Here is a 24,779-nt window from a genome sequence, read left to right on the forward strand (position 1 = left end):
CCGAACTCGCGCTGCTGCAGCAACGCGCAGGCGCCCAGGGCGTGTGTGTGCAAAAGGTGGCCGAGGCCGAGGCCCTTGCCGCCGGCGGCGTGGATGACATCACCATCACCAACCAGGTCATCGCCATGCCCAAGCTGCACCGTGTGGCGCGGCTGGCCGCCCAGCTGGCGGCGCGTGGTGGACGGCTGGGGGTGGCGGTAGACCACCCCGAAGGTATAGAGCGCCTGGCCGACGCCATGGCGCAGCATGGCCGCGATGCGGACATCGACGTGCTGGTGGAAATTGACGTAGGCCAGGGCCGCTGCGGAGTGCCGCCCGGCGAAGCTGCCGTGCCACTGGCCCTGGCCGTGGCGCGCAGCCCCCGACTGCGCTTTGCGGGGCTCCAGGCCTACCATGGCCGGGCCCAGCACATGGCCAGCACCGTGGGCCGCAAAGAGGCGATTGCCCAGGTGGTGCGCGCCGCCAGCCACACCAGGCAACTGATCGAGGCTGCGGGCGTTACCGTGCCGCTGATCACCGGATCGGGCACCGGCACGCTGGTGCACGAAGCCGCCAGCGGTATTTTTGGCGAACTGCAGGCGGGCTCTTTCCTGTTCATGGATGCCGACTACGCGCGCAACGAGCGCGAACCGGCCCAACCCGCTTTTGAGCACGCACTGTTCGTCAAGACCCAGGTGGTATCGGTGCGCGAAGGCCACGCCGTGTGCGATGCCGGGCACAAAAGCCACGCCATCGACTCCGGCCTGCCCACCGTCGCCCTGCTGCCCGCCGACCGCGCGCTGCGTTTTGCCAACGGTGGCGACGAACACGGCCTGCTCTACGCCGACGGCCCCAAAGCCCGCCTGCCCGCGCTGGGCCGCATGCTGTGGCTCATCCCCGGCCACTGCGACCCCACGGTGAACCTGCACGACTTTTTGATCGGCGTACGCGGCGGGCTGACCATGGGCGTGGTGGAACGCATCATCAGGGTTGATGCCAGAGGCGCGCTGACCTGATTGGCGCAAGAATCGGCGGACATTTTGGTGTCCCCCATGAGCCCCAGTCAGATCATCGTCCTAGCCACCCCCGTTTTCTTTTTGCTGATCGCCATCGAGCTGTTCATCGGCTACAAGCGCCAGCGCAACACCTACCGGCTGGCCGATGCGGTCAGCAGCATCAGTTTGGGCATGCTCAGCCAGACCAGCGCCGTATTCACGCGGCTGCTGCGCATCGGCATCTACACCGCACTCTTCGAGCACGTGGCGTTGTGGCGCAGCGATGCGTTCTGGACCAGCCTGCCCGGCTGGCTGCTGGCGCTGGTGTTCTACGATTTTTGCTATTACTGGCTGCACCGCATGGGGCATGAGTCGGCCGTGTTGTGGGCCGCGCACGCGGTGCACCACCAGAGCCAGGACTACAACCTCAGCACCGCACTGCGCCAAACCAGCTCGGGCGCGCTGCTGGGCTGGGTGTTTTATGTGCCCATGGCGCTGGCGGGCGTGCCGCCGCTGGTGTTTGCGGTGGTGGCGCTGATCGATTTGCTCTATCAGTTCTGGGTGCACACCGAGCAGGTGGGAAAGCTGGGCTGGTTCGACCGCTGGTTCTGCAGCCCCAGCAACCACCGCGTGCACCACGCGGTGAATGACCCGTACCTGGACAAGAACTACGGCGGCATCCTGATCATTTGGGACCGGATCTTCGGCACCTTCAAGGACGAGGACGACCAGGAAAAGTGCGTCTACGGCACGCGTGGCTTGCTCAACAGCTGGGACCCGCTGTGGGCCAATGCCCAGGTCTACGCAAGCCTGGCGCACGACAGCTGGCATGCATGCAACTGGCTCGACAAACTCCGGGTGTGGATCAAGCCGCCCGGCTGGCGGCCGGCCGACGTGGCCGAGCGCTTTCCCAAGCCGGCCTTCGACATTGCCCGGATGCCGCTGTACCACCCGCCCATGTCGCGCACGCTGCAATGGTTTGCGGGCGTGCAGTTCGCGCTCATGCTGGCCGGTGTGGCCGCCTTCCTCTGGCAGGCCGACACGGCGCCGCTGGTGCACAACGCCATCTGGTTCGCCACGCTGCTGATCGCGCAATGGGCTCTGGGCGCGGCGGTGCAGGGGCGCATCGGCATGGGCATGGCGCTGCTGGTCGAATCGGCAGCCCTTGCCACGGCGACCAGCGTGCTCGGGCTGCAGGAGTGGCATTGGATCTTCAAGCCGCTGACCATGGTGATTGCCATTGCTGTGGTCGCCGGGCATCTGCGCACGGCGGCCCCTGGCAACCGCCTCGACAGGACCGAAGGCCGCTGGCTCATCGCTGCGCTGGCCGGCTCGCTCGCGGGCGATGTGTTCCTGATGTTCGGCGGCTTCTTCATCCCCGGGCTGGTGAGCTTTCTGCTTGCCCACCTCTGTTACATCGTGCTGTTCCGCAAAGGCGTTCCCTGGTTTGCCCGGCGCGGCGCGCTGGTGACCACGCTGGCCATCGGCGTGGGCATGTATGCCTTCCTGTGGCTGGGCGGGCTGCCGGCCGCTTTGCGCGGGCCGGTGGCGGCGTATGTGCTGGTGATCGCCCTAATGGCTGCACAGGCCATCGGCCGTGCCGCCGTGCTGGGCGGGCGCGGCGCCTGGCTGGTCGCCATCGGGGCCGGGTTCTTCATGCTCAGCGATGCCACGCTGGCCACCAACCGCTTCGTACAGCCCCTGCCGCTGGCCCAGCTGTGGGTGCTGGCCACCTATTACATCGCGCAGGTGCTGATCGTGGCCGGCATGCTGGACGGTGCCCGCAGCCAGCACCGGGCTCCCGTCACCGAGGAGGGGCCTGCTGCAAGCGCTGCGCTGCCGCCGACGGGATATGCAACGCCCCGGCCATGAGCACAGCCCCCAGGGCCAGCAGAAACCAGGCGCTCAGCAACCACAGGAAGGTATCGGCATTGCGCTGGCCCGGATGGGACTGCAGGTTCAGTGCGGCCACCTCCTCGACCACCCCGGCGAGCCCCCGGCCCGCCACATAGTGGTAGGCCGCGCCGCCCAGCGCCCACAGGCCGATGAACATCAGCGCCAGGCCCATGCAGGCCAGCCCGGCGCGCGGTCGACGGCCTACGCAAAGCAACCATGCCGACAGGCCGCCCACCACCACGGCCGCGCCCGTCCACCAGGGCTGCAGGTCATCGCGCGCCAGAGGCAGCACCCATTCCCACGCCCAGGGCAGCGGGGCCAGCAGCCACTCTGATTGCGGCGCCAGCCCGGGCCAGGCACCCAGGGCGCCCCACATGCCCGGCGCGCTCAGCAGCCACAGCAGCAAGGTGATGGCCGCCAGCACGGCCGTCGCCGCGCAGGCCCGAAACCGCAGGCGTTGGCAACGCTCGGACGCCATGGCGGGCCAGTGGCGCCCCGCCAGGTAAACGCCCAGCGCAGCGGCCAGGCACCACACACTGGCCGCGCCACACACGGCCACCCAGCCGGGCAGGTCCTCAAAGCCCTCGAACAGGAACACCGTGAGCTGGCCATAGACCACCCCGCCCAGGCCGTACAGCAGCAGGGTGCCCACGACCAGGGCCAGGCCGCAGGAACCCATGAACCTGCGCCCGGGCGCGAGGGCCTCCCATTGGGCCCGCAAGGCCGGCGTCCAGTTCACTCCGGGGCCCCGTCGCACGGGCGCCGCCTTGGTGGCGCTCTCGCGCGGGTTCTTCTTGCGGCGGCTGGAGCGTGCCATGGGATGGCTCCCTTGCGTTTCAGGCTTCGAACAGGTCCTGCCCGCCAGCCTGGGGCGGGGTCACGCCCAGGTGCCGGTAGGCGGCCAGCGTGGCCCCGCGGCCGCGGGTGGTGCGCTGCAAAAAGCCTTGCTGGATGAGGTACGGCTCGATCACGTCCTCGATGGTGCCGGCCTCCTCGCCGATGCTGGCGGCGATGTTGTCCAGGCCCACCGGACCGCCATCGAAGCGGTGGATCACGGCCTCGAGCAGCTTGCGGTCCATCACGTCGAATCCCTGCGGGTCCACGTCGAGCATGGCCAGGGCACGGTTGGCGATATCCAGGGTGATGCGGCCATCGCCCTTGACCTCGGCATAGTCGCGCACGCGCCGCAGCAGCCGGTTGGCGATACGCGGCGTGCCGCGCGAGCGGCGGGCGATCTCGAAGCCGCCCACTTCGTCCATGGGGACGTCGAGCAGGCCGGCGCTGCGCTGCACGATGCGCGCAAGCTCCTGCGCGGTATAGAACTCCAGCCGCGCGACGATGCCGAAGCGATCGCGCAGCGGGTTGGTCAGCATGCCGGCGCGCGTGGTCGCACCCACCAGCGTGAAGGGCTGCAGGTCAAGCTTGATGCTGCGCGCCGCAGGCCCCTCGCCGATCATGATGTCAATCTGGTAGTCCTCCAGCGCGGGGTAGAGGATTTCCTCGACCACGGGCGAGAGGCGGTGGATCTCGTCGATGAACAGAACGTCGTTCTTTTCCAGATTGGTCAGCAGCGCCGCCAGGTCCTTGGGCTTTTCGAGCACCGGGCCGCTGGTCTGGCGCAGGTTGACGCCCAATTCGGCCGCAATGATGTGGCTGAGCGTGGTCTTTCCCAGGCCCGGCGGGCCAAACAGCAGCACGTGGTCCAGCGCCTCGCCGCGCTTCTTTGCCGCACCTATGAAGATTTCCAACTGCTCGCGTGCCTTAACCTGGCCCACGTACTCCTGCAGGAGCTTGGGGCGCAGGGCGCGCTCGATCGCTTCCTCCTGAGGGGAAACTGGAATGGCGGAGATGACGCGTTTAGCGGGGGCGGGGGCGAAGTCGTCAGTTTGGATGGTCATTTTTAGGGGGTCATTACTTCCTGCATGTCCGCGCGCTAAGAGCCAGGCACCAGCCATTGCTTCAGAGCCGAGCGGAAGGCCAGATCAAAGCGCCCGTAATGGTCGCGCCCGGCTGGCACTTGGCAGCTGGACGCGCCGCCGTACAACTGGCCGACCAAGTATCGGGAACTGCCAATGCCAAAGAACAGCCCCGACCCGCTGCTGCCCCCTTCCGTAGTGCCCTCGCTCCAACCCACGGTCAAAAAGCGCCCGTCCGCCGGCGTGCTAATCGCACAGACTTCGTTGCTGCAGTTGCTGAACCGCGCCAAAGCGCCGGTACTGACTTTTTGCAGATCACCTCGGGGGTGATGGACTCCCGCGACATTCGCGTTTTGCGTCATGTCACCAAAGTAGGTGCCCGCATACACGCTGCCCTGCGGCGGGGGATTGTTGAGGCGCATGAAGGACGTGTCAGTGGTAGCACTTGCATGCAGAAGCACGGCCCCGCCCTGCAGACGCTGCGTGGCGAGATTGAGACTTCCACTGTTGCACGCGGTGGAGCGGTAAAACCAGTCTGTCGTGAGTGAAGAAGCCACCGATTGCGAAGAGATGCAATGGAAGGCACTCAGAAAATACGGGGTAGTGCTCGATTGGATGTCGTTCAGCAAAGTGCCTGTGCACAGGAAACTGCCGCCATCGCGGACATAAATCATGCGGGCAACAGATCGACTTTCACTGGTGAATTCAGCTTTGCACGAAACGTCGACATTGCAAGTGCCCGACTCTCCCACTTTGGTGAACGATGCCGAGGCAGTAGCCTGTTCTGGCGAGACAACGAAGTGGGACAGCGACGGAACGGCGATGTCGAGTTCTGCCAGATTGGCTCTGACAGGCACTTCCAGTTCGAGGGTGGTTTCAGCCCCGCCAAAGTCAGGCGCCCAATACGTACGCGCCGAGTCGCCGACATCTCCCGCATCCAGATTGCGCTGCACAATGCGCAACACCTCCTCCCGCGATACCTGAACAAAATTTCCTCCTGACTGAGCGTAGAAACGCATCGTGCTGCCAGAAGGCAGGCTGCGCACCAGCACACCCAACCGCACACCCAGGGCTCCATCTGCCGTGAAGCTGATGGCGGCCCGCTGAAGACCGGACCCAGCAGGCCGCCATGTCAGCTGTGCCAGAGTGTCCTTCGCTGTCGCGGTAGCCACAACACTGCGGGAAACACCGATCTGCTGAGGCGCTCCATACCCAGCGGCGTTCTTGGTCAACAGACTCTGTGATTCGCCCACAGGTCCGAGGCGCACCGAAGCCGGAGGCAACGCAGCGCTGCGTTCGGATGCCTTGAGCGAAGCCGCGCTGGCGGCTTTTGGCAGCCCAAGGTCAAGGGGTTCGATGCGATTGTTACTCGGTATTCCCGGGTTGACCGGTGTGGGCACAACCACAGGTGGTTCTGGCACGACAGGATCGACGGCCGTCACAGGCGTGTCGTTGCTTCCACCGCCACACGCGGTCAACGCCACAACGAGACACAGACCCACAAGTTTCACTGGAGAATAGAAATTAGAGTTCATAATTTTAGCCATTGTGTTATTTCGCCAGCGCCTTCAACGCCAGCTTAATACCGTCACTCACCCCCACATCCGCAGGCAACGCCTTGAGCGCTGCCGCAGCCTCCTTGTCGTTGTAACCCAGCGCCAGCAGCGCCTGCAATATATCTGCCTGCGCATCACTATTCGCCGCGCCGTGAGTGACACCCATGTCCGCCCCCAGCTTGCCCTTCAGCTCCAACAGCAACCGCTCGGCCGTCTTCTTGCCAATGCCCGGCACTTTGACCAGACGACCGGCCTCCTGCAGCGAAATCGCCTGGGCCAGATCGCCGACGCCCATGCCACTCAACACCGACAAAGCCGTGCGCGGGCCTACGCCGGAGATCTTGACCAGTTCACGAAAAGCCTGGCGCTCTTGCGGCGTTGCAAAGCCGTATAAAAGCTGCGCATCCTCCCGCACAATGAACTGGGTGAGCAGGCTGACCCGCTCGCCCACCGCAGGCAGGTTGTAGAACGTGCTCATGGGCACATTCACCTCATAACCCACGCCGTGGCAGTCCAGCAGCACCTCGGGGGGGTTCTTCTCCAGCAGGGTGCCGGTCAATTTGCCTATCATGGGTGTCCTTTGTCGGCGGCTGCACATGGTGCAGCGCCGTTTTTTTCCGTGTTCTCGATTGCCAGACTGGAATTATCCGCGTGATCCTGCGCCACACCTTCACCCCCCACAACAACCCCCGGCTCACCAACCTGTGTGGCCCGGCCGACGCGCACCTGCGGACCATCGAAGTGGCCCTGTCGGTGAGCATTGCGCACCGGCACGAGCAGTTCAAGGTGGACGGCCCCAAGGCCAAGGCCACACAGGCGATGGAGCTGCTGCAGGCGCTGTATGAGATGGCCGAGCGCCCGATCACCGAGGACTACATCCAGCTGATGCTGGCCGGCGACAGCGAGCTGCTGCAAGCGCCTGACGACGCGATCATTCTCAACACCCGCCGCGCCGACCTGCGGGGGCGCACGCCCACACAGAACCTGTACCTGCAGAACATTGCCACCCACGACATCACCTTCGGCATCGGCCCCGCCGGCACGGGCAAAACCTATCTGGCGGTGGCCTGCGCGGTGGATGCACTGGAACGCAGCACGGTGCAACGCATCGTGTTGACCCGCCCTGCGGTAGAGGCGGGCGAACGACTGGGCTTTTTGCCCGGCGACCTGGCGCAAAAGGTGGACCCGTACCTGCGCCCCCTATACGACGCACTGTATGAGCTGATGGGCCATGACAAGGTGCAAAAGGCCTTTGAGCGCAATGCCATCGAGATCGCGCCGCTGGCCTTCATGCGCGGGCGCACGCTGAACAATGCGTTTGTGATCCTGGACGAAGCGCAAAACACCACGCCCGAGCAGATGAAGATGTTTTTGACCCGCATCGGCTTTGGCGCACGCGCCGTCGTCACGGGCGATGTGAGCCAGGTGGACCTGCCCAAAGGGGCAATGAGCGGGCTGGTGGATGCCGAACGGGTGCTGAAACGCGTCAAAGGCATTGCCATCACCCGCTTTACCAGCGCCGACGTAGTGCGCCACCCGCTGGTCGCGCGCATTGTGGATGCCTACGACGCACCGCGCCGCGCCGCTCCTGCGCGCAGTTGATGCCATTACTCTCAATTTAATAGCTAGTAGCGCTTACGGATAAAGCGCTAGAGGCCAAAAAGACCATAAATGTCTCTCCACCAACTCGCCCTATCGCTGCAATTTGGCCGTTTTGCCGAAGCGGCGGCCCACCGCGCCGTCTTGCCACGCCACAAGGTCACGCGCTGGATTCGCCACGCCCTGGCCACCGATGCGGAGATCACCGTGCGCATCGTGGGCGCGGAAGAAGGCCAGCAGCTGAACCGCGACTTTCGCAAAAAAGACTACGCCACCAACGTGCTCACCTTTGACTACACGCAAGAGCCCGTGGTGACCGCAGACCTGGTGCTGTGTGCCCCCGTGGTGGAGCGCGAGGCGCGCGAGCAGAACAAAAGCTTGGAAGAACACTACGCGCACCTGCTGGTGCACGGTGCGCTGCATGCCCAGGGCTGGGACCATGAAACCAGCGCGGCGGATGCCGACGAGATGGAAGCTTACGAGATAGACATCATGAAAGAGCTAGGGTTTGCAGACCCTTACGCCAAGTAAGCACCCGCTTACTCAGCTATCGCTTTGGTGACCAAGTGCGGGCCAGCTGCCCGGCCCCACCCAGCGCCACCCGCAGAACCGCTCTTATTCCTTGCGTTCAATCCGCCGATTGATGCGCAAGGCGACCAGCGTGCACACCACACCCGACAGCAGGTACAGCGACACGGCGCCGAGCCCAAATTTGGCCGACAGCGCCAGCGCCACCAGCGGCGCAAAACCCGCGCCCACCAGCCACGCCAAATCGGCCGACAGCGCAGCCCCTGTATAGCGGTACTTCGGTGAGAAGTTGGCTGTGACGGTGCCCGATGCCTGCCCGTACGACAGGCCCAGTAGCACAAAGCTCACCAGCAGAAAGACGTTGTTGCCCACCTGCCCGGCCCCCAGCAGCCACGGTGTCACCAAGCTGAACGCGCCAATAAACAGCGCCATGGTGCCCAGCAGATTGCGGCGACCCACGCGGTCGGCCAGCCAGCCCGACACCATGATGGCACCAGCGGCCAAAAAAGCGCCGACGATCTGCACACTCAGCACCTCGGTGATGGATTGCTCTGAATACATGGCGATCCACGACAGCGGGAACACCGTAGCCAAGTGGAAGAGCGCAAAACTGGCCAGAGCGGCAAACGCCCCCAGCAGCACATTGCGCCCTTCATCGCGCATGACGCGGGTTACGCCCACGGGCTGCAGCTCCAGCTGCTGCAGCAGTTCGGCATACGACTGGCCCACCACCAGGCGCAGGCGGGCAAACAGGGCCACTACGTTGATGGCAAAAGCCACAAAAAACGGATAGCGCCAGCCCCAGTCCAAAAACTCAGCCACGCTCAGGCTGCTGTACAGATAAGCAAACAGACTCGCAGCCAGCACAAACCCGATGGGGGCACCCAGCTGGCCAATCATGGCAAACCAGCCACGGCGCTCCTGGGGGGCGCTCAAGGCCAGCAAGGACGGCAAACCGTCCCAAGACCCACCCAGCGCCAGCCCCTGGCCAACGCGCAACACCACCAGCGCCACGATGGCGACCGTGCCCGCGGAGGCGTAACTCGGCAAAAACGCCATGCCTGCGGTGCTGGCCCCCAGCAGAAACAGCGCCAGCGTCAGCTTGGTGCCCCGTCCCCAGCGCCGCTGAACGGCCATCGAAATGGCAGTGCCGAACGGGCGCGCCACAAAAGCGACGGAAAAGATGGCAAAAGCAGCCAAAGTGCCGTCCAACCGCGATAAAAACGGGAACAACAGCGACGGGAACACCAGCACGCTGGCAATACCAAAGACGAAGAAATCGAAATATTCGGACGACCGGCCGATGATCACGCCCACCGCGATCTCGCCGGGGGTGACATCCTCATCCGTATGTGCCCGCGCCAGCGAGCCTTCACCCTCAAACCCTGGCGCACCCAGCGCCGCAGAACCTTGGCCAACCATATCGACATTCCTCAATTGAACTACTGCCCCAGTTCTACCTTGCGCCGCTGCTCGTCACAAGTGTGATTTGCCAGCAGCAAGCGTAGGAAAACCCTGATAACACACCACTAACAAACCATTTTCAGCCCGAAAAGCACCAGCAACCGTCTGCATGGTGGGTTGCGGGGCTTGTCCAGTTGACCCGGCCTACGCCAAACCCGCCAAACCTTGATCTTGGACAAAATGTCCAATCGACAAATTTGGTGGGGCTACTACAGTGCGGTAGTCCAGTCATTCGTGTTTACACCTAAGCGCCTTTTGTCGCGTCCCCGCATGCACCATACCAAGGAAACCCGCAGGCTTGCCTGGCTTGCCGCGACCGCCCTGGCCACCGGACTACTCACCGGTTGCAGCCAAGCCGTCGTTCTCAACCCGGCAGGCGATATCGCTGCCCAGCAAGGCCAGCTGGTCATCACCGCCACGCTGCTGATGCTGGTGATCATCGTTCCGGTGATCGCCCTCACCCTGTGGTTTGCCTGGAAGTACCGCCAGAACAACGCCGCCAACACCGAGGCCGACTACGACCCGGAGTGGCACCACTCCACCACGCTGGAGCTGGTGATCTGGACCGTGCCGCTGCTCATCATCATCGCGCTGGGCGCCATCACCTGGATCGGCACCCACAAACTGGACCCCTACCGCCCGCTGGACCGCATTGACGCCCAGCGCCCGCTGGCGCCCCACGTCAAACCGCTGGAAGTGCAAGTGGTCGCCATGGACTGGAAATGGCTGTTTTTCTACCCGGAACTGGGCATTGCCACTGTGAACGAAGTGGCCGCCCCGGTGGACCGCCCCATCTTGTTCAAGCTGACCGCCACATCCACGATGAACGCGTTTTATGTGCCCGATTTGGCCGGCATGATTTACGCCATGCCTGGCATGCAGACCGAGCTGAATGCGGTGATCAACAAGCCAGGCGTGTTCAAGGGCATGTCCTCCCACTACAGCGGCGCGGGCTTCTCGGGCATGACCTTCAAGTTCCACGGCTTGAGCGATGGCGATTTTGCCCAGTGGGTGCAAAAGGCCAAGACCGACGGCAAGCCCCTGGACAAAAGCACCTACCTGAACCTGGTGAAACCCAGCGAACGCGACCCCGTGCAGCATTTTTCATCGGTGGAAGAAGGCCTGTACGACAAGGTGCTCAACCGCTGCGTCGAAGACGGAAAGATGTGCATGCACCACATGATGGCCATCGACGCGCTGGGCGGTGATGCCTATGTGCGGGCCGCGGGCCTGAACCTGCCGCAGGACGTGTGCACCGCCCAGAACGCCGCCGAGGTGGTCGCCACCCTCGAAACCCGCCTTGCACCGGCACCTGCCCAAAGCACGAGCACCCGCCAATGAGCCTCCCTATGTCCTCCGAAACCGTCTCCCCCGCCCACTGGGCGCTGGGCCGCCTGAACTGGGACGCCGTCCCGATGGCGCATGAACCCATCGTGCTGTGGACCTTCATCGCCGTGGTGCTGGGCGGCATCGCCGTCATGGCGGGCATCACCAAGTTCCGCCTGTGGGGCCCGCTGTGGCGCGTCTGGATCTGCAGCATCGACCACAAGAAGATCGGGATCATGTACATGATTCTGGGCATCGTCATGCTGCTGCGCGGCTTTGCCGACGCGGTGATGATGCGCCTGCAGCAGGCCATGGCCTTTGGCGACAACATGGGCTACCTGCCGCCGCACCACTACGACCAGATCTTCACGGCCCACGGCGTGATCATGATCTTCTTCGTCGCCATGCCGCTGGTCACGGGGCTGATGAACTACCTCATCCCGCTGCAGATTGGCGCGCGCGATGTGTCGTTCCCATTCCTGAACAACTTCAGCTTCTGGATGACCACGGCCGGTGCTGTGCTGGTGATGGTGTCGCTGTTCCTGGGTGAGTTCTCTACCTCGGGCTGGCTGGCGCTCTCGAACCTGGGGGCTCAGAGCGCGAGTACCGGACTGGACTACTACATCTGGGCGCTACAGATCGCGGGGGTGGGCACCACGCTCTCGGGCATCAACCTGATCGTCACCATCATCAAGATGCGCGCGCCCGGCATGAGCCTGATGAAGATGCCCGTCTTCGTGTGGACAGCGCTGTGCACCAACGCGCTCATCGTCGCGTCGTTCCCCGTGCTGACAGCCGCCCTGGTGCTGATGTCGCTGGACCGCTACATCGGTACCAACTTCTTCACCAACGAGCTGGGCGGCAACCCCATGCTCTACGTGAACCTGATCTGGATCTGGGGCCACCCCGAGGTGTACATCCTGATCCTGCCGTGTTTTGGCATCTTCTCTGAAGTGGTGGCCACGTTCTGCAAGAAGCGCCTGTTCGGCTACACCTCCATGGTGTACGCCACGGTGGTGATCACCATCCTGTCGTACCTCGTGTGGCTGCACCACTTCTTCACCATGGGCTCGGGAGCCAGCGTGAACACGTTCTTCGGCATCACGACGATGATCATCTCGATCCCGACGGGCGCCAAGATCTTCAACTGGCTGTTCACCATGTACAAGGGCCGCATCCGTTTCGAGCTGCCCATGATGTGGACCGTGGCCTTCATGATCACCTTCGCCATCGGCGGCATGACCGGCGTGTTACTGGCCGTGCCACCGGCAGATTTCGTGCTGCACAACAGCCTGTTCCTCATCGCCCACTTCCACAACGTGATCATCGGCGGCGTGCTGTTCGGCCTGTTTGCGGGCATCAACTATTGGTACCCCAAGGCCTTCGGCTACAAGCTCGACCGCACCTGGGGCGTGCGCTCGTTCTGGCTGTGGGTGGTGGGCTTCTGGGTGGCGTTTGGCCCGCTGTATGTGCTGGGGCTGATGGGCGTCACGCGCCGCGCCAACCACTTTGAAGACCAGTCGCTGCAAATCTGGTTCCAGATCGCTGCGTTCGGCGCCTTCATGATTGCGCTGGGCATCGCCTGCTTCCTGATCCAGATCGTGGTGAGCTACCTCAAGCGCGACCAGTTGCGCGACTGGACCGGCGACCCCTGGGACGCGCGCACACTGGAATGGGCCACCTCGTCGCCCCCGCCCAGCTACAACTTCGCGTTCACCCCCGTGGTGCATGAGATCGACGCCTGGTGGGATATGAAGAAGCACGGCTACCAGCGCCCGCTGACTGGTTTTGCACCCATCCACATGCCTGCCAACACAGGTTCGGGTGCGGTGATCTCGGCTCTGTCGCTGGTGTTCGGCTTTGCACTGATCTGGCACATGTGGCTGCTGGCCGGTGTGTCGTTTGCGGTGCTGCTGCTGGCGTCGATCATCCACACGTTCAACTACAAGCGTGACTTCTACATCCCGGCATCTGAAGTGATTTCCACCGAAGAAACCCGCACTCTGCAACTGGCCCGCCATGTCTGAACTTCGCATCCAAGCAGGCGCCGCTGGCGCCCTGGCGCCGCGCGCTTACCACCTCGCGCACGATCCCCATCCTGAAAACGGCACAGCCCTGGGGTTCTGGCTGTATCTGATGAGCGACTGCCTCATCTTTGCCGCGCTGTTTGCCACCTACGGCGTGCTGGGCCGCAGCTATGCGGCAGGCCCCACAGGCGCGCAACTGTTTGACCTGACGCTGGTCGCCATCAACACAGCCTTCCTGCTGCTGTCGTCCATCACCTTCGGGTTCGCCATGCTGCGCAAGCAGCAAAAGGATGTGAATGGCACGCTGCTGTGGCTGGCGGTCACGGGTTTCTTCGGCCTGTGCTTTCTGGCACTCGAACTCTATGAGTTTTATCACCTGATCCACCAGGGCGCCACACCCCAGCGCAGTGCCTTCCTGTCGGCGTTCTTCACGCTGGTAGGCACCCACGGCTTGCACGTCACCTTTGGCCTCATCTGGCTGGTGGTGCTGATGCTGCAGATCAAAAAGCATGGCCTGATTCCCGAGAACACCCGGCGCCTGATGTGCCTGTCCATGTTCTGGCACTTTCTGGACGTGGTCTGGATTGGCGTCTTTACCTTTGTGTACCTGATGGGAGTGCTGTAAATGAGCGCACAACACACAACACACGAGCACCATGGCAGCCACCACGACGGTGACACCCCTCACCACGATGCCAACGAGCCACACAGCACCTTCTCAGGCTACATGACGGGCTTTGTGCTGTCCATCATCCTCACGGCCATTCCGTTCTGGCTGGTCATGGCCAAGGTGATTGCCGACCGCAACACCGCCGTGCTGGTGCTGGGCGGCTTCGCCGTCATCCAGATCCTGGTGCACATGGTGTTTTTCCTGCACATGAACGGCAAGGTGGAAGGCGGCTGGACGCTGCTGGCCACCATCTTCACCGTGGTGTTTGTGGCCATCACCATTGCGGGCACGTTGTGGGTCATGTTCCACATGAACGCCAACATGATGCCGGACCATCCCGCCATGCCAGGCATGCCCCCCGCGGGCGCAGATCTGCGCTCGTCGCCCTAGACAACCCATTCCATTTCTCGTGGACTCCGCCGCAAACACGGGGCGCCAAGGCCCCCACTCCAGGTGGACGCTGGCCGTTCTTGGGGTGGTGGGCGTGTCGCTGTTTGCGGCGTTCATCGCTTTGGGCCTGTGGCAGGTGCAGCGCTTGGCCTGGAAGCTCGATCTCATCGAGCGAACTACGGAACGCATCCATGCCACCCCCAGCGCCCCACCGCGCCCCGCACAGTGGCCGCAGGTCAACGCGGCAGACCACGAATACCTGGCGGTGCGCCTAGAGGGCCGCTGGTTACCTGCCAAAACCCTGCTGACCCAGGCCACAACAGAACTCGGCGCCGGGTTCTGGGTGATGACCCCTTTGCAGCAAGATGATCACACGCACGTGTTGGTCAACCGGGGCTTCGTGCCTGCGGATCAGCGCACGCAGTGGCAATCACCCTCGCCACAAACCGGCGCAGATGAGCGCGTGACCATCGAGGGCTTGCTGCGCATCAGCGAACCCGGCGGCGGCTTCTTGCGCCGCAACGACCCGGCGCAGCAACGCTGGCATTCCCGCGATGTCGCAGCCATGGCGCAGGCGCTGCAGTTGCCCAACGCAGCACCGTACTTTGTGGATGTGGGCTTTCCGAACCGGCAAGGCGCCACCAACACCGAGCAGCGCCCCACAGCCTCTGGCACTTGGCCGCGCACGGGGTTGACCGTGGTGCGCTTTGCCAACAGCCACCTGGTCTATGCCGTGACCTGGTTCGGATTGGCACTGATGGTTGTGGGGGCCAGCGTGGTTGTGGCACGCTACGAGCTTAGGCTGCGCGCCCGCAGTCGCCACCCCACTCCCCCATGATGACCAGCAGCAGTCGCCGTGTGTCCCGCCCCCTGCGGCCCTTCAGCAAGGCCCGCTCTGCCACCGCGGCAGCGGGCCTCAAAAACCTGCACCAGCTGATCCAGCTGCGCTGGATTGCCGTGGTGGGCCAGCTGCTCACCATCGAGACCACACACTACATCCTGGGCATGCCCCTGCCGATGCGGGAGATGCTCACCATCGTGGGCTGCATGGCGATCTTCAACATCGTCAGCCTGGTGCGCTGGCGCACTCGGCGCAGCGTGCACGACGTCGAGATCTTCATCGGCCTGCTGATCGACGTGGCCGCGCTGACCGCCCAGTTGTACCTGAGCGGGGGCATCAGCAACCCCTTCGTTTTTCTCTACGTGCTGCAGATTGCAGTGGGCGCGATGCTGCTGCGGGGCAGCTACATCTGGTTCATCGTCGTTCTGACATCGGCGTGTGTGGTGCTGCTGGCCCAGCACAGCAAACCCCTGCCCATGGCGCCCAACATGCACGAAGGCTGGACCAGCCCCTATGTGCTGGGCCTGCTGGTGTGTTTTGTGCTCAACGCCATCCTGGTCGTCATCTTCATCACGCGCATCAGTCACAACCTGCGCCAGCGCGATGCGCGGCTGGCCGCGGTGCGGCAGCGGGCGGTGGAAGAAGAACACATCGTGCGCATGGGCCTCCTGGCCTCTGGCGCCGCGCACGAGCTGGGCACACCGCTGGCCACCATGGCCGTCATTCTGGGCGACTGGCGCCGCATCCCGGCGCTGGCCACCGACCGCGTGCTGCAAGAAGAAATCGCCGAGATGGAAGCCCAGGTGCAGCGCTGCAAAACCATCGTGAGTGGCATCCTGCTGTCGGCGGGGGAGACCCGCGGCGAAGACTCCAGCCAGACCACGGTGTGCCAGTTCTTGGACGCCCTGGTGCAGGACTGGCGCGGCACGCGGTCGGTCGACCAGTTTGTGTTTGACAACCGCATCGCGGACGACCGCCCCATGGTGGCCGATGCCACGCTGGAGCAAATGGTTTTTAATGTGCTGGACAATGCCCGCGATGCATCGCCCCAGTGGGTGGGCCTGCAGGCAACCAGCGACACCGAGGTGCTGCGCATTGTGGTGAGCGACCAAGGCCCGGGTTTCTCCCCCGCCGTGCTGAAACAGATTGGCACCCCCTACAAATCGACCAAGGGGCGACCGGGCGGCGGCCTGGGACTGTTTTTGTCGATGAACGTGGCCCGCACCCTAGGAGGCACCGTCGCCGCGCGCAACCTGCCAGGAGGTGGCGCGGAAGTCACCATCACGCTCCCCCTGGCCGCCATTGCTTTGCCGGACACGCTACCCAACGACCATGGACACTGAACAACGCTTGCTGCTGATCGTGGAGGATGACGAGGCTTTTGCCCGCACCCTGGCGCGCTCGTTCGAGCGGCGCGGTTACCAGGTGCTGCACGCCGAAAGCATGGCGCAGATGCAAGTGCTGCTGGCCACCCACACACCGGCCTACGCCGTGGTGGACCTCAAACTCAGAGGCGAAGCGTCGGGCCTGGCCTGCGTGCGCCAGCTGCATGCACACAGCAGCAAGACGCGCATCGTGGTGCTGACGGGTTTTGCCAGCATCGCCACCGCGGTAGAGGCCGTCAAACTGGGCGCCGTGCACTACCTGGCCAAGCCGTCCAACACCGATGACATCGAGGCCGCCTTCGGCCTCATGGAAGGCAATCCCGAGGTGGAGCTGACCAACCGCTCCAGCTCCATCAAAACGCTGGAGTGGGAGCGCATCCACGAAGTGCTGGCCGAGACGGGCTTCAACATCTCCGAAGCCGCCCGCCGCCTCGGCATGCACCGGCGCACCCTCAGCCGCAAGCTGGGCAAGCAGCGGGTCTGAAGCCTGCGCGCGGTGGGCAGGCCAGTGCGCGCATAGGCAACTTTTAAGCAAAACACCTTAACGCCTGCGTTGCTCGCAGTCGGGTGATTTCCCGCCCAAAGCCAGCACGGGCGTGCCTTGGCGGCGATTTGTGTGCCTGCAGGCCAACGCGTTTCACCCCACGCACTGCCCCACCATGGTGCAGCACCCACCTAAGATTCGGACAAAGTCCGCTCAAGCGGAAGTATTCATAACCCGTGCGCGCATGTTTCCGTGTCCGACGGCGGGTTCTCGCGCCCCCCCGGAGGAGACATGTTCGAGATCGCCCTGTTGCTGACCGCCGCTTTTGTGGCGGGTGCCCTCAATGCCGTTGCGGGGGGCGGCAGCTTTTTGACCCTGCCAGCGCTGGTCTTCACCGGCGTGCCGCCGGTGGTGGCCAACGCCACCGGCACCGTCGCCCTGCTGCCGGGCTACATGGCGGGGGCGTGGGGTTTCAAGGACGACACCGCCCCGCCCCCGGGGCTGTCGATGCGCCTGCTGGTGACGCTGTCGCTCATCGGCGGCGCCGCAGGTGCCGCGCTGCTGCTGGTCACGCCCGACGCCACTTTTCGCCTGGTGGTGCCCTGGCTGCTGCTGGTTGCCACGGCGCTGTTCGCCTTCGGCCCCGCGCTGCGCAAGAGGCTGGCGGGCGGCAAACCGTCCACCCCAAAAGCCACCCTGAGTGTGCTGGTGGTGGCGGCGTATGGCGGCTATTTCAACGGCGGGCTGGGCATCTTGTTGCTGGCGCTGTTCGGCCTGCTGGGACAGACCAACCTGAACGCCATGAACGGCCTCAAGAACTGGGTGTCGGCCCTGCTCACCGCCATTGCCGTGGCCATCTACGCCGCTGGCGGCGTGGTGCTGTGGCCAGAGGCGCTGATGATGATGGTGGCCGCGACCGCAGGCGGCTATGGCGGCGCGCGCGTGGCGCGCAAGCTGCCCGCTAATGTGCTGCGCTGGGGCATTGTGGCCACGGGCCTGGTGATGGCCGCGGTATTCTTCTGGCGTCAGTGAGCCACCAAACACCACCCCCACCCTCCGCGCCATCGCCTGAAGGCAACGACCGCCCGCAGCCCCGCGCGCTCTGGGTCATGCTGCTGACGCTGCTCAGCGGCTTTGCGCTGAGCCAGGCCTTTCGCACCACCACCGCCATCCTGGCCCAGGGGCTGACGGCCGAGTTCGGGCTTTCGCCGGGATCGCTGGGTGCTTTCGCCGGGCTGTTCGGCCTGTCGTTCGGCGTGGCCCAGTTGCTCATGGGCGTGGGGCTGGACCTGTGGGGCCTGCGGCGCACGGTGCTCACCGCCTTCCCGCTGGCCATTGCAGGGGCCGCGCTCTCTGCCGCGGCGCCCGGCTACGCCTGGCTCATGGCGGGTCAGCTGCTGATCGGCGTGGGCTGCTCGCCCGCCTTCCTGGCCTGCACGCTGTTCATCGCCCGGCACTTTCCGGCGGACCGGTTTGCCTACCTCTCGGGCGTGGCCATGGGCGTGGGCGGGCTCGGCCTGCTGTTCACGGGCACACCGCTGGCGTGGCTGGTGCAGCACGGCGGCGGGTGGCGCGCGGGGTATGCGGTGCTGGCGGTGTTGAGCGCCCTGTCGTGGCTGATGATTTACCTGCGGGTGCACGAACCGGCGCCGCTGCTGCCCCCGCCCGCCCAGCGCGAAACCTGGGCCCAGGCACTGCTGGGCTTTGGGCAGCTGCTCACGGTGCCCCACACCTGGGGCATTCTGATACTGGGCATGTCGGGCTACGCAGCGTTTCTGTCGCTGCGCGGCCTGTGGCTGGCACCGCTGCTGATGGACCGCTACCACCTCTCCCTGGTGGACAGCGGCAACGTGGCGCTGGGCCTCTCGCTCATCGCCCTGTTCGCGCCCGGCCTGGCGGGCCGGCTGGACCCCGGCATTGGCCGCCGCCGGTGGTGGATCGGCAATGCGTCGCTGCTGATGGCGGCGCTGTTCGTTCTGCTCGCACTGCTGCGCGTGCACCCGGCGGCCAGCGTGGTGCTGATTCTGCTGATGGGCCTGCTGTCGGGTTACGGAGTGCTGCAGTACGCCGACGTGCGTGCGTCCTACCCGCCCGCCCTCACGGGCCGCGCCCTGTCGGCCTACACCATGGCGATGTTCCTGGGCGTAGCGCTGATGCAGTGGTTCACCGGCATCGTCGCTACCTGGGCGCAGCGCTGGGGGTGGGATGCGCACACCGCTGTCATGCTGACCATCGCGGCTTGGCTGGCGTTGGCATCGGTGGCCTTCCGGGTGCTGCCAGTGTCGCCACTGGTTGCTCGCCAGAAATAATGATCAAAACAGGCTTTAGCGCTTATCCATCAAGCGCTAGCAGCTATTAATTTTGAATAATCAACCGACCACAGGTGCAATGCGCAGCGGTATCGTCACCGGCCCGTCGTTGATCAGATGCACCTGCATGTCCGCCGCAAACTGGCCCGTCGCCACCTCGGGGTGGGCCTTGCGGGCCTGGGCCACAAAGTAGTCGTACAGCCGTCGCCCTTCGTCGGGCGCCGCGGCCTGGGTAAAGCTGGGGCGGTTACCGCCCGTGGTGTCTGCGGCCAGGGTGAATTGGCTCACCAGCAGCAGGCCGCCCGCCACATCCTGCACGCTTTTGTTCATCTTGCCCGCATCGTCTGAAAAGATGCGAAGTTTCAGGAGCTTGGCCAGCAGTTTGTCGGCCTCTACCTCGGTGTCGCCGCGTTCGGCGCACACCAGCACCAGCAGGCCTGCGCCGATGGCGCCCACGGTCTGGCCTGCCACATCTACACGCGCTTCGCGCACACGTTGCAGGACACTTATCACTTCACTTCTTCCTTCGGATCGTCAAAATGCGCTTCCACATCGGTGGGCAGCAGCTCGATGGTGGCGCGCAGGCCGGGCACAGCGGCCATCAGAGCGCGTTCGACCTGGCCGCGCAGTTCGGCGGCGTGGCGCAAAGTCCAATCGGCTGGCATGTGCAGGTGCATGTCCACAAACTGGCGCTGGCCTGCCCGGCGTGTAGATACATGATCAAACCGTACAGTGCCGGGCGGCTGGGCTAACACGAACTGCTGCAGCGCGGCATCGATGGTGGCCTGCACCTCGGGCTCCACGGCCGAATCCATGAGGCCCTGGGACGAGCGCCACACGAGGGACACGCCTTCCTTCAGGATATTCAGCGCCACCACAATCGCCGCCACGGCGTCCAGCCACAACCAGCCGGTGAGGACCGAGCCCGCAATGCCCACCAGCACGCCAGCGGATGTCCACACATCGGTGACCAGGTGGCGGGCGTCGGCCTCCAGCGCAATGGAGCGGTACGCGCGCGCCGAGCGGAACATGAGCCACGCCAGAAACCCGTTGAGCGCGGAGCTGAGTACCGACAGGCCCAGGCCCCAGCCCACTTGCTCGATGGGTTGCGGGTCGAACAAGCGGTGCCCCGCCGCCCACAGAATGCCTGCCGACACCCCCACGATGAGGATGCCCTCGAACCCCGACGAAAAATACTCGGCCTTGTGGTGGCCGTAGGGGTGGTCGTCATCCGCAGGCCGTGCCGCCACCGTCACCATGGCCAGGGCAAACATGGCGCTGGCCAGGTTCACAAACGACTCCATGGCATCTGACAGCAGGCCCACCGAACCCGTGACGACCCAGGCCAGCGTCTTGAGCACGATGGTGACCACCGCCACCGCAATGGACGCCGACAGCAGATTGCGCGGCGTGAGCCAGTGGTGCGGCTTGGGGGGAGGGGTGGACATGGTTGAGGTATTGGAGTGGCGCGAGAGAACCGAGCCCGGAATTACACCAGAGCCGCCTGAAGACCCGCTTTGCGCCGCGGGCTCCGAAAGCGCCCCATCGTTGAAGGGCGGCCCACGCAAGCCCCCATGCCAGAATCCGCGCATGACCCCGGCATGGCTCCGCCGCCTTCTTTCACACCGCACCCTGCACCTCCCCAGCCTGCTGCTGTGGGCCGTGGTCGCATGCGCAGGCGCCAGCTGGCTGGCGGTGGCGCGCCTGCAGCAATTGCATGCAGCGTTTGAGACCGACGCGCGCATCGTTCACCGGCTGCTGAGCCAACGCGTGGTGCAGCACGACGCCATCATGGCCACGCTGGCGCTGCTGCAGCCTGCCACCACAGGGGGCGAAAACACCAGCGCCGCATCATCACCCCTGCCCCGCCTGACCTCGGTGTACCCCCAAATCCTGGGGGTGCTGCAGCGGTCGGCGCAAGGCGACTGGCCTCCCGCACTGCAGACGGAGCTGGCGGCAGCCGAAGCCACCTCACGCCGCACCGGCCACGCCGCCATCGCCGCACTCAATCTGCCAGCAGGCCGTTATTACCTGGTGCTGGCTGGCCTACCCGCCAGTTACGCGCTGCACATCGACCTGCGCACCACCATCCCGGTCGACGAATGGCCCATGGACATGGCGACCAGCCCCGTGCGCGTCACCCTGGAGCATGGCGGCGAGGCCTTTGTGGTTCAGCCGGGCCGGGGCAACATGGGCAGCGGCATCCGCAGCTATGACTTTCACAAACTGCTGGCCGCGCCCAGCCAGCCGCTGGACGTGGTGGCGCGCCGCAGCGTCGGCCTGAACGAGATGCCCTGGTGGGGCATGCTGGGCTGGTGCCTGCTGACCGCTGCGCTGTGGGCGGCAGGCCGCGCACTGTGGCGCCAGCGCGTGGCCCGCCAGCGTGCCGAAGAACTGCTGCGATTGGGCCAAGTGGCACGCCTGAACACGCTGGGCGAGCTGGCTGCGGGCATGGCGCACGAGCTGAACCAGCCGCTGACCGCCCTGCTGTCCAACACCCAGGCCGCCCAGCGCCTGCTGGCGGACGACCCGCCTGATCTCGACACCGCCCACACGGCCATGGCCCGCGCTGTGGAGCAAGCCCGCCGCGCCGCCACCGTGGTAGGCCGCCTGCGCCGCCTGGTGGAGCGCCCGGACCTTGCGGGCCAGGCGCAGCCGCTGGCCTTGACCACGGCGGTACACGACGCGCTGCATTTGCTGGAGCCCGAGCTGGCCCAGCGCGGTGTGGTGCCCGAGGTGACCACCGCCCCCGACCTGCCCACCGTGCTGGCCGAGCCCGTGGCCCTGCAGCAGATCATTCACAACCTGCTGATGAATGCATTGCAGGCGCTGGAGCAGGTGCCACCCGCAGAGCGACAACTGCACATTGCGATGGTGCGCGCAGATGCTGGGCACGTGGCCCTGTCGGTGCGCGACCACGGGCCCGGCATACCACCCGAGGCGCGCCAGCACCTTTTCGAGCCGTTCTACACCACGCGCACGGGCGGGCTGGGACTGGGCCTGACACTGTGCGAAAGCCTGGCGCAGGCCATGGGTGCGCAGCTGACTTTGGCACCAGAAGCCACAACGCCAGCCCCGGCGCAGCGGGGCGCCGAGTTTGTGCTGACCCTGCCGACCGCAACGATCGCACCGCCCGCCCATGACCGATAACGCGCAATCCCTCTCGCCCCTGATCCACCTGGTGGACGATGACGCCGCCGTGCGCGACAGCCTCTCCCTGCTCATCAGCACCGTGGGCCTGCGCGTGCAGGCCTGGGCCGACCCGCAGGCGTTCATGGCGGGGTTTGACCGCGCCAGCATCGGCGCCATCGTGCTGGATGTGCGTATGCCCGGCATCAGCGGCCTGACGGTGCTGGAACAACTGCTGGCGCAGGGCGTGGACCAGCCGATGATTTTGCTGACCGGCCACGGCACGGTGGAAATGTGCCGCCGCGCGTTCAAGGCCGGAGCCGCGGAGTTTCTGGAAAAGCCGGTGGACGACGAAGTGCTGATCGAAGCCCTGCAGAACGCCGTGCGCCAGCATGTGCGGTCGCGCGAGCGGCACCAGGCGGACCAGCAGGCCCGTGAGCGCTACGCACAGCTGTCGGCCCGCGAATGCGAGGTGCTGGGGCTCATCGTGGAAGGGCTGACGAACAAGGAAATCGGCAAGGCGCTGACTTTGTCTCCCCGCACAGTGGAAACCCACCGCGCCAACCTGTTTGCCAAGCTGGGGTCGGAGTCGCTGGCGCAGCTGATACGGCGGTATGCGGCGCTGGTGGAATAGACACGCGTGACCCCTCAGCGGTTCGGGCTGAGCTTGTCGAAGCCGGGGCCGAGCTGCGGTGCATCGCATCGATGCGCCAAGCCGATCACGCTGAGCCTGTCGAAGCGCCGCGCAATGCTTCGACAAGCTCAGCACGAACGGTTTTGGCTGAGCGGTGCGCAGGGGCATGGGCGGCGTGCCACTGCGTAGTTCTACGGAGCGCCGCGCGTAGCCGCACGAATGGCTGAAAGCCGCTGCATTTTTTACAGTTCTCCCACGGCACCACAACGGGTGGCGCCGACACCAAAACACCGGAGAACACCATGCAAAACCGCCTCGCCACCGTCGCCGCCCTCACCCTGTCCCTGATCGCCACCGCCGCCAGCGCCGAAGGCGTTCGTACCGAAAAGAACATCTCGCTGGACCTGGCCACCCAGATCGCTGCGCAGACCGTAGCCACCTGCAGCGCCAACGGATACAACGTCACCGCCACCGTGGTGGACCGCGCAGGCACCGTGCGCGCCGTGCACCGCGCCGACAACGCAGGCCCCCACACGCTGGAAGCCAGCCGCCTGAAGGCCTACACATCCGCATCGGCCAAGAACACCACACTGGCGATCATGGAAGGTTCGCAGAAGAACCCCGCCGCGGCCAACCTGGGCCAGATCCCCGGCTACCTGCTGCTGGGCGGCGGCGTGCCGGTGAAGGTGGGCAATGAAGTGATCGGCGCCGTGGGCGTGGGCGGCGCACCCGGCGGACACCTGGACGAACAATGTGCCGTGGCGGGCATCGCCAAGGTGCAAGAGTTGTTGAAGTAAATCCCAACCCGCATTCAACACGCACGCACACGCACGCCATCGGAGACACCCATGAAGCACTGGAACCTTGCATTCGCGCTGGCCACGTCGCTGGCCTGCGCCGCCCCCGCCTTCGGCCAGGTGCCTCCCACGGCTGCCGAATCAGCGGCCTACCAGGGCCTGCATGCCGCGGCGACGCGGGGCGACATGCCCGCGCTGACCAAGCTGATCGCCGCAAAGGGTGATCTGAACGCCCGCGACGCGTTTGGCCGCACGCCACTGCATGTGGCCACGTACGCCCGGCAAGCAGAAACCATCCGAGCCCTCGCCAAAGCGGGCGCTGATCTCAATCTGCTGGAAAATGACCGCTACGACGCCGTGACCATTGCCTCCGTGGCGGACGACGAGGCCACGCTGCGCCTGCTGCTGCAACGGGGAGCCAGCGCCAAGCAGGTGACCAGCCGCTACGACGGCACCGCACTCATCGCCGCCGCCCACCTGGGGCACGACGGCGTGGTGCGCCAGCTGATTGCCGCAGGAGCACCGCTGGACCACGTGAACAACCTGCACTGGACGGCGCTCATCGAATCCATCGTGCTGGGCAACGGCGGCCCGCGCCACCAAGCCACCTTGCTAGCCCTGCTGCAGGCGGGTGCCAGCCAAACACTGACCGACCGACAAGGAAACACACCGCTGCAGCTGGCGCGCCAGCGGGGTTTTAGCGAGATGGTGCAAATGCTGCAGAGCGCGGCACGCTGAGTGGTGGCGTCGGATTGCGCTGTGCCAAACCGGCCTGAATTTCAAAATTGATAGCTATTAGCGCTTTATGGATAAGCGCTAGAGGCTAATTTGACTTAGATTTCTGATTGACCGCC

Annotated in this window: 24 protein-coding genes; 17 read left to right on the top strand and 7 right to left on the bottom strand. The window is 65.0% G+C overall.

The features are described 5' to 3' along the window. Both ACK41V_RS19660 and ACK41V_RS19665 read left to right on the top strand, forming a co-directional pair. The coding region (locus ACK41V_RS19660; RefSeq protein WP_409784819.1) for an alanine racemase at positions 1-995 on the top strand (995 nt) is incomplete at its 5' end. Between the two features lie 36 nt (positions 996-1,031). Next, complete coding sequence (locus tag ACK41V_RS19665; RefSeq protein ID WP_409784820.1) at positions 1,032-2,846, top strand: lysoplasmalogenase family protein; 1,815 nt, start codon at positions 1,032-1,034, stop codon at positions 2,844-2,846. On the opposite strand, the gene ACK41V_RS19670 is transcribed toward ACK41V_RS19665, so the two are convergent. Genes ACK41V_RS19670 through ruvA form a run of 4 tightly spaced genes read right to left on the bottom strand, consistent with a single transcriptional unit; the run spans position 2,779 to position 6,913 of the window. Beyond that, positions 2,779-3,687, bottom strand: coding sequence for a hypothetical protein (locus ACK41V_RS19670; RefSeq protein WP_409784821.1), 909 nt, complete (start codon positions 3,685-3,687; stop codon positions 2,779-2,781). The two genes, ACK41V_RS19665 and ACK41V_RS19670, sit on opposite strands and share 68 nt — an antisense overlap. 19 nt (positions 3,688-3,706) lie before the next feature. Beyond that, a complete protein-coding gene (ruvB, locus tag ACK41V_RS19675; RefSeq protein WP_409784822.1) occupies positions 3,707-4,768 on the bottom strand; it encodes a Holliday junction branch migration DNA helicase RuvB in 1,062 nt (353 codons plus the stop codon). A 35-nt stretch (positions 4,769-4,803) separates the two neighbouring features. Next, on the bottom strand, positions 4,804-6,333 hold the full coding sequence (locus tag ACK41V_RS19680; RefSeq protein WP_409784823.1) for a trypsin-like serine peptidase: 1,530 nt from the start codon (positions 6,331-6,333) through the stop codon (positions 4,804-4,806). Between the two features lie 4 nt (positions 6,334-6,337). Continuing rightward, positions 6,338-6,913: a Holliday junction branch migration protein RuvA gene (ruvA, locus tag ACK41V_RS19685; RefSeq protein ID WP_409784825.1), complete on the bottom strand. Its 576-nt coding sequence runs from the start codon at positions 6,911-6,913 to the stop codon at positions 6,338-6,340. An 80-nt stretch (positions 6,914-6,993) separates the two neighbouring features. Between ruvA and ACK41V_RS19690 the strand changes: the two genes are divergently transcribed. Both ACK41V_RS19690 and ybeY read left to right on the top strand, forming a co-directional pair. Then, a complete protein-coding gene (locus tag ACK41V_RS19690; protein WP_409784827.1) occupies positions 6,994-7,944 on the top strand; it encodes a PhoH family protein in 951 nt (316 codons plus the stop codon). Between the two features lie 69 nt (positions 7,945-8,013). After that, positions 8,014-8,472, top strand: a complete 459-nt coding sequence (gene ybeY / locus ACK41V_RS19695) for an rRNA maturation RNase YbeY (protein WP_409784829.1) — start codon at positions 8,014-8,016, stop codon at positions 8,470-8,472. Positions 8,473-8,556: 84 nt separating this feature from the next. On the opposite strand, the gene ACK41V_RS19700 is transcribed toward ybeY, so the two are convergent. After that, positions 8,557-9,891 (bottom strand): MFS transporter, encoded by a 1,335-nt coding sequence (locus tag ACK41V_RS19700; protein WP_409784830.1) that lies wholly within the window; start codon positions 9,889-9,891, stop codon positions 8,557-8,559. Positions 9,892-10,203: 312 nt separating this feature from the next. Here ACK41V_RS19700 and cyoA point away from each other — a divergent pair, with 312 nt between their 5' ends. From cyoA to ACK41V_RS19745, 9 genes are all read left to right on the top strand, one after another. After that, on the top strand, positions 10,204-11,274 hold the full coding sequence (gene cyoA, locus ACK41V_RS19705; protein WP_409784831.1) for a ubiquinol oxidase subunit II: 1,071 nt from the start codon (positions 10,204-10,206) through the stop codon (positions 11,272-11,274). A gap of 8 nt (positions 11,275-11,282) precedes the next feature. Beyond that, entirely contained in the window at positions 11,283-13,286 is a 2,004-nt protein-coding gene (gene cyoB, locus ACK41V_RS19710) for a cytochrome o ubiquinol oxidase subunit I (RefSeq protein ID WP_409784833.1), read from the top strand. Beyond that, a complete protein-coding gene (cyoC, locus tag ACK41V_RS19715) occupies positions 13,279-13,911 on the top strand; it encodes a cytochrome o ubiquinol oxidase subunit III (RefSeq protein ID WP_409784835.1) in 633 nt (210 codons plus the stop codon). The genes cyoB and cyoC overlap by 8 nt, the downstream gene beginning before the upstream one ends. After that, complete coding sequence (gene cyoD, locus ACK41V_RS19720) at positions 13,912-14,346, top strand: cytochrome o ubiquinol oxidase subunit IV (protein ID WP_409784836.1); 435 nt, start codon at positions 13,912-13,914, stop codon at positions 14,344-14,346. A 19-nt stretch (positions 14,347-14,365) separates the two neighbouring features. Next, positions 14,366-15,184, top strand: coding sequence for an SURF1 family protein (locus ACK41V_RS19725; RefSeq protein WP_409784838.1), 819 nt, complete (start codon positions 14,366-14,368; stop codon positions 15,182-15,184). Beyond that, positions 15,184-16,530: an ATP-binding protein gene (locus ACK41V_RS19730; protein WP_409784839.1), complete on the top strand. Its 1,347-nt coding sequence runs from the start codon at positions 15,184-15,186 to the stop codon at positions 16,528-16,530. The genes ACK41V_RS19725 and ACK41V_RS19730 overlap by 1 nt, the downstream gene beginning before the upstream one ends. Next, positions 16,520-17,056 carry a response regulator transcription factor gene (locus ACK41V_RS19735; protein ID WP_409784841.1) on the top strand — a complete coding sequence of 179 codons (537 nt, stop codon included), beginning with the start codon at positions 16,520-16,522 and terminating at the stop codon, positions 17,054-17,056. Before ACK41V_RS19730 ends, ACK41V_RS19735 begins: the two co-directional genes overlap by 11 nt. A gap of 291 nt (positions 17,057-17,347) precedes the next feature. Next, positions 17,348-18,088: a sulfite exporter TauE/SafE family protein gene (locus ACK41V_RS19740; RefSeq protein WP_409784843.1), complete on the top strand. Its 741-nt coding sequence runs from the start codon at positions 17,348-17,350 to the stop codon at positions 18,086-18,088. Continuing rightward, a complete protein-coding gene (locus ACK41V_RS19745) occupies positions 18,085-19,365 on the top strand; it encodes an MFS transporter (RefSeq protein ID WP_409784845.1) in 1,281 nt (426 codons plus the stop codon). Before ACK41V_RS19740 ends, ACK41V_RS19745 begins: the two co-directional genes overlap by 4 nt. 60 nt (positions 19,366-19,425) lie before the next feature. Here the strand turns inward: ACK41V_RS19745 and dtd are convergent, their stop codons facing one another. Beyond that, positions 19,426-19,878 carry a D-aminoacyl-tRNA deacylase gene (gene dtd, locus ACK41V_RS19750; protein ID WP_409784847.1) on the bottom strand — a complete coding sequence of 151 codons (453 nt, stop codon included), beginning with the start codon at positions 19,876-19,878 and terminating at the stop codon, positions 19,426-19,428. Next, positions 19,875-20,813, bottom strand: a complete 939-nt coding sequence (locus ACK41V_RS19755; protein WP_409784849.1) for a cation diffusion facilitator family transporter — start codon at positions 20,811-20,813, stop codon at positions 19,875-19,877. The genes dtd and ACK41V_RS19755 overlap by 4 nt, the downstream gene beginning before the upstream one ends. 142 nt (positions 20,814-20,955) lie before the next feature. Here ACK41V_RS19755 and ACK41V_RS19760 point away from each other — a divergent pair, with 142 nt between their 5' ends. The 4 genes from ACK41V_RS19760 (at position 20,956) to ACK41V_RS19775 (ending at position 24,663) form a co-directional block, all read left to right on the top strand. Next, complete coding sequence (locus ACK41V_RS19760) at positions 20,956-22,515, top strand: sensor histidine kinase (RefSeq protein ID WP_409784851.1); 1,560 nt, start codon at positions 20,956-20,958, stop codon at positions 22,513-22,515. Continuing rightward, complete coding sequence (locus tag ACK41V_RS19765; RefSeq protein WP_409784853.1) at positions 22,505-23,128, top strand: response regulator transcription factor; 624 nt, start codon at positions 22,505-22,507, stop codon at positions 23,126-23,128. Before ACK41V_RS19760 ends, ACK41V_RS19765 begins: the two co-directional genes overlap by 11 nt. 302 nt (positions 23,129-23,430) lie before the next feature. Next, a complete protein-coding gene (locus ACK41V_RS19770) occupies positions 23,431-23,925 on the top strand; it encodes a GlcG/HbpS family heme-binding protein (protein WP_409784854.1) in 495 nt (164 codons plus the stop codon). Between the two features lie 51 nt (positions 23,926-23,976). After that, a complete protein-coding gene (locus ACK41V_RS19775) occupies positions 23,977-24,663 on the top strand; it encodes an ankyrin repeat domain-containing protein (protein WP_409784855.1) in 687 nt (228 codons plus the stop codon). The last annotated feature ends 116 nt before the right edge of the window (positions 24,664-24,779 follow it).

Origin of the sequence: Acidovorax sp. (assembly GCF_046291265.1) — a bacterium.
GTDB lineage: Bacteria > Pseudomonadota > Gammaproteobacteria > Burkholderiales > Burkholderiaceae_C > Acidovorax.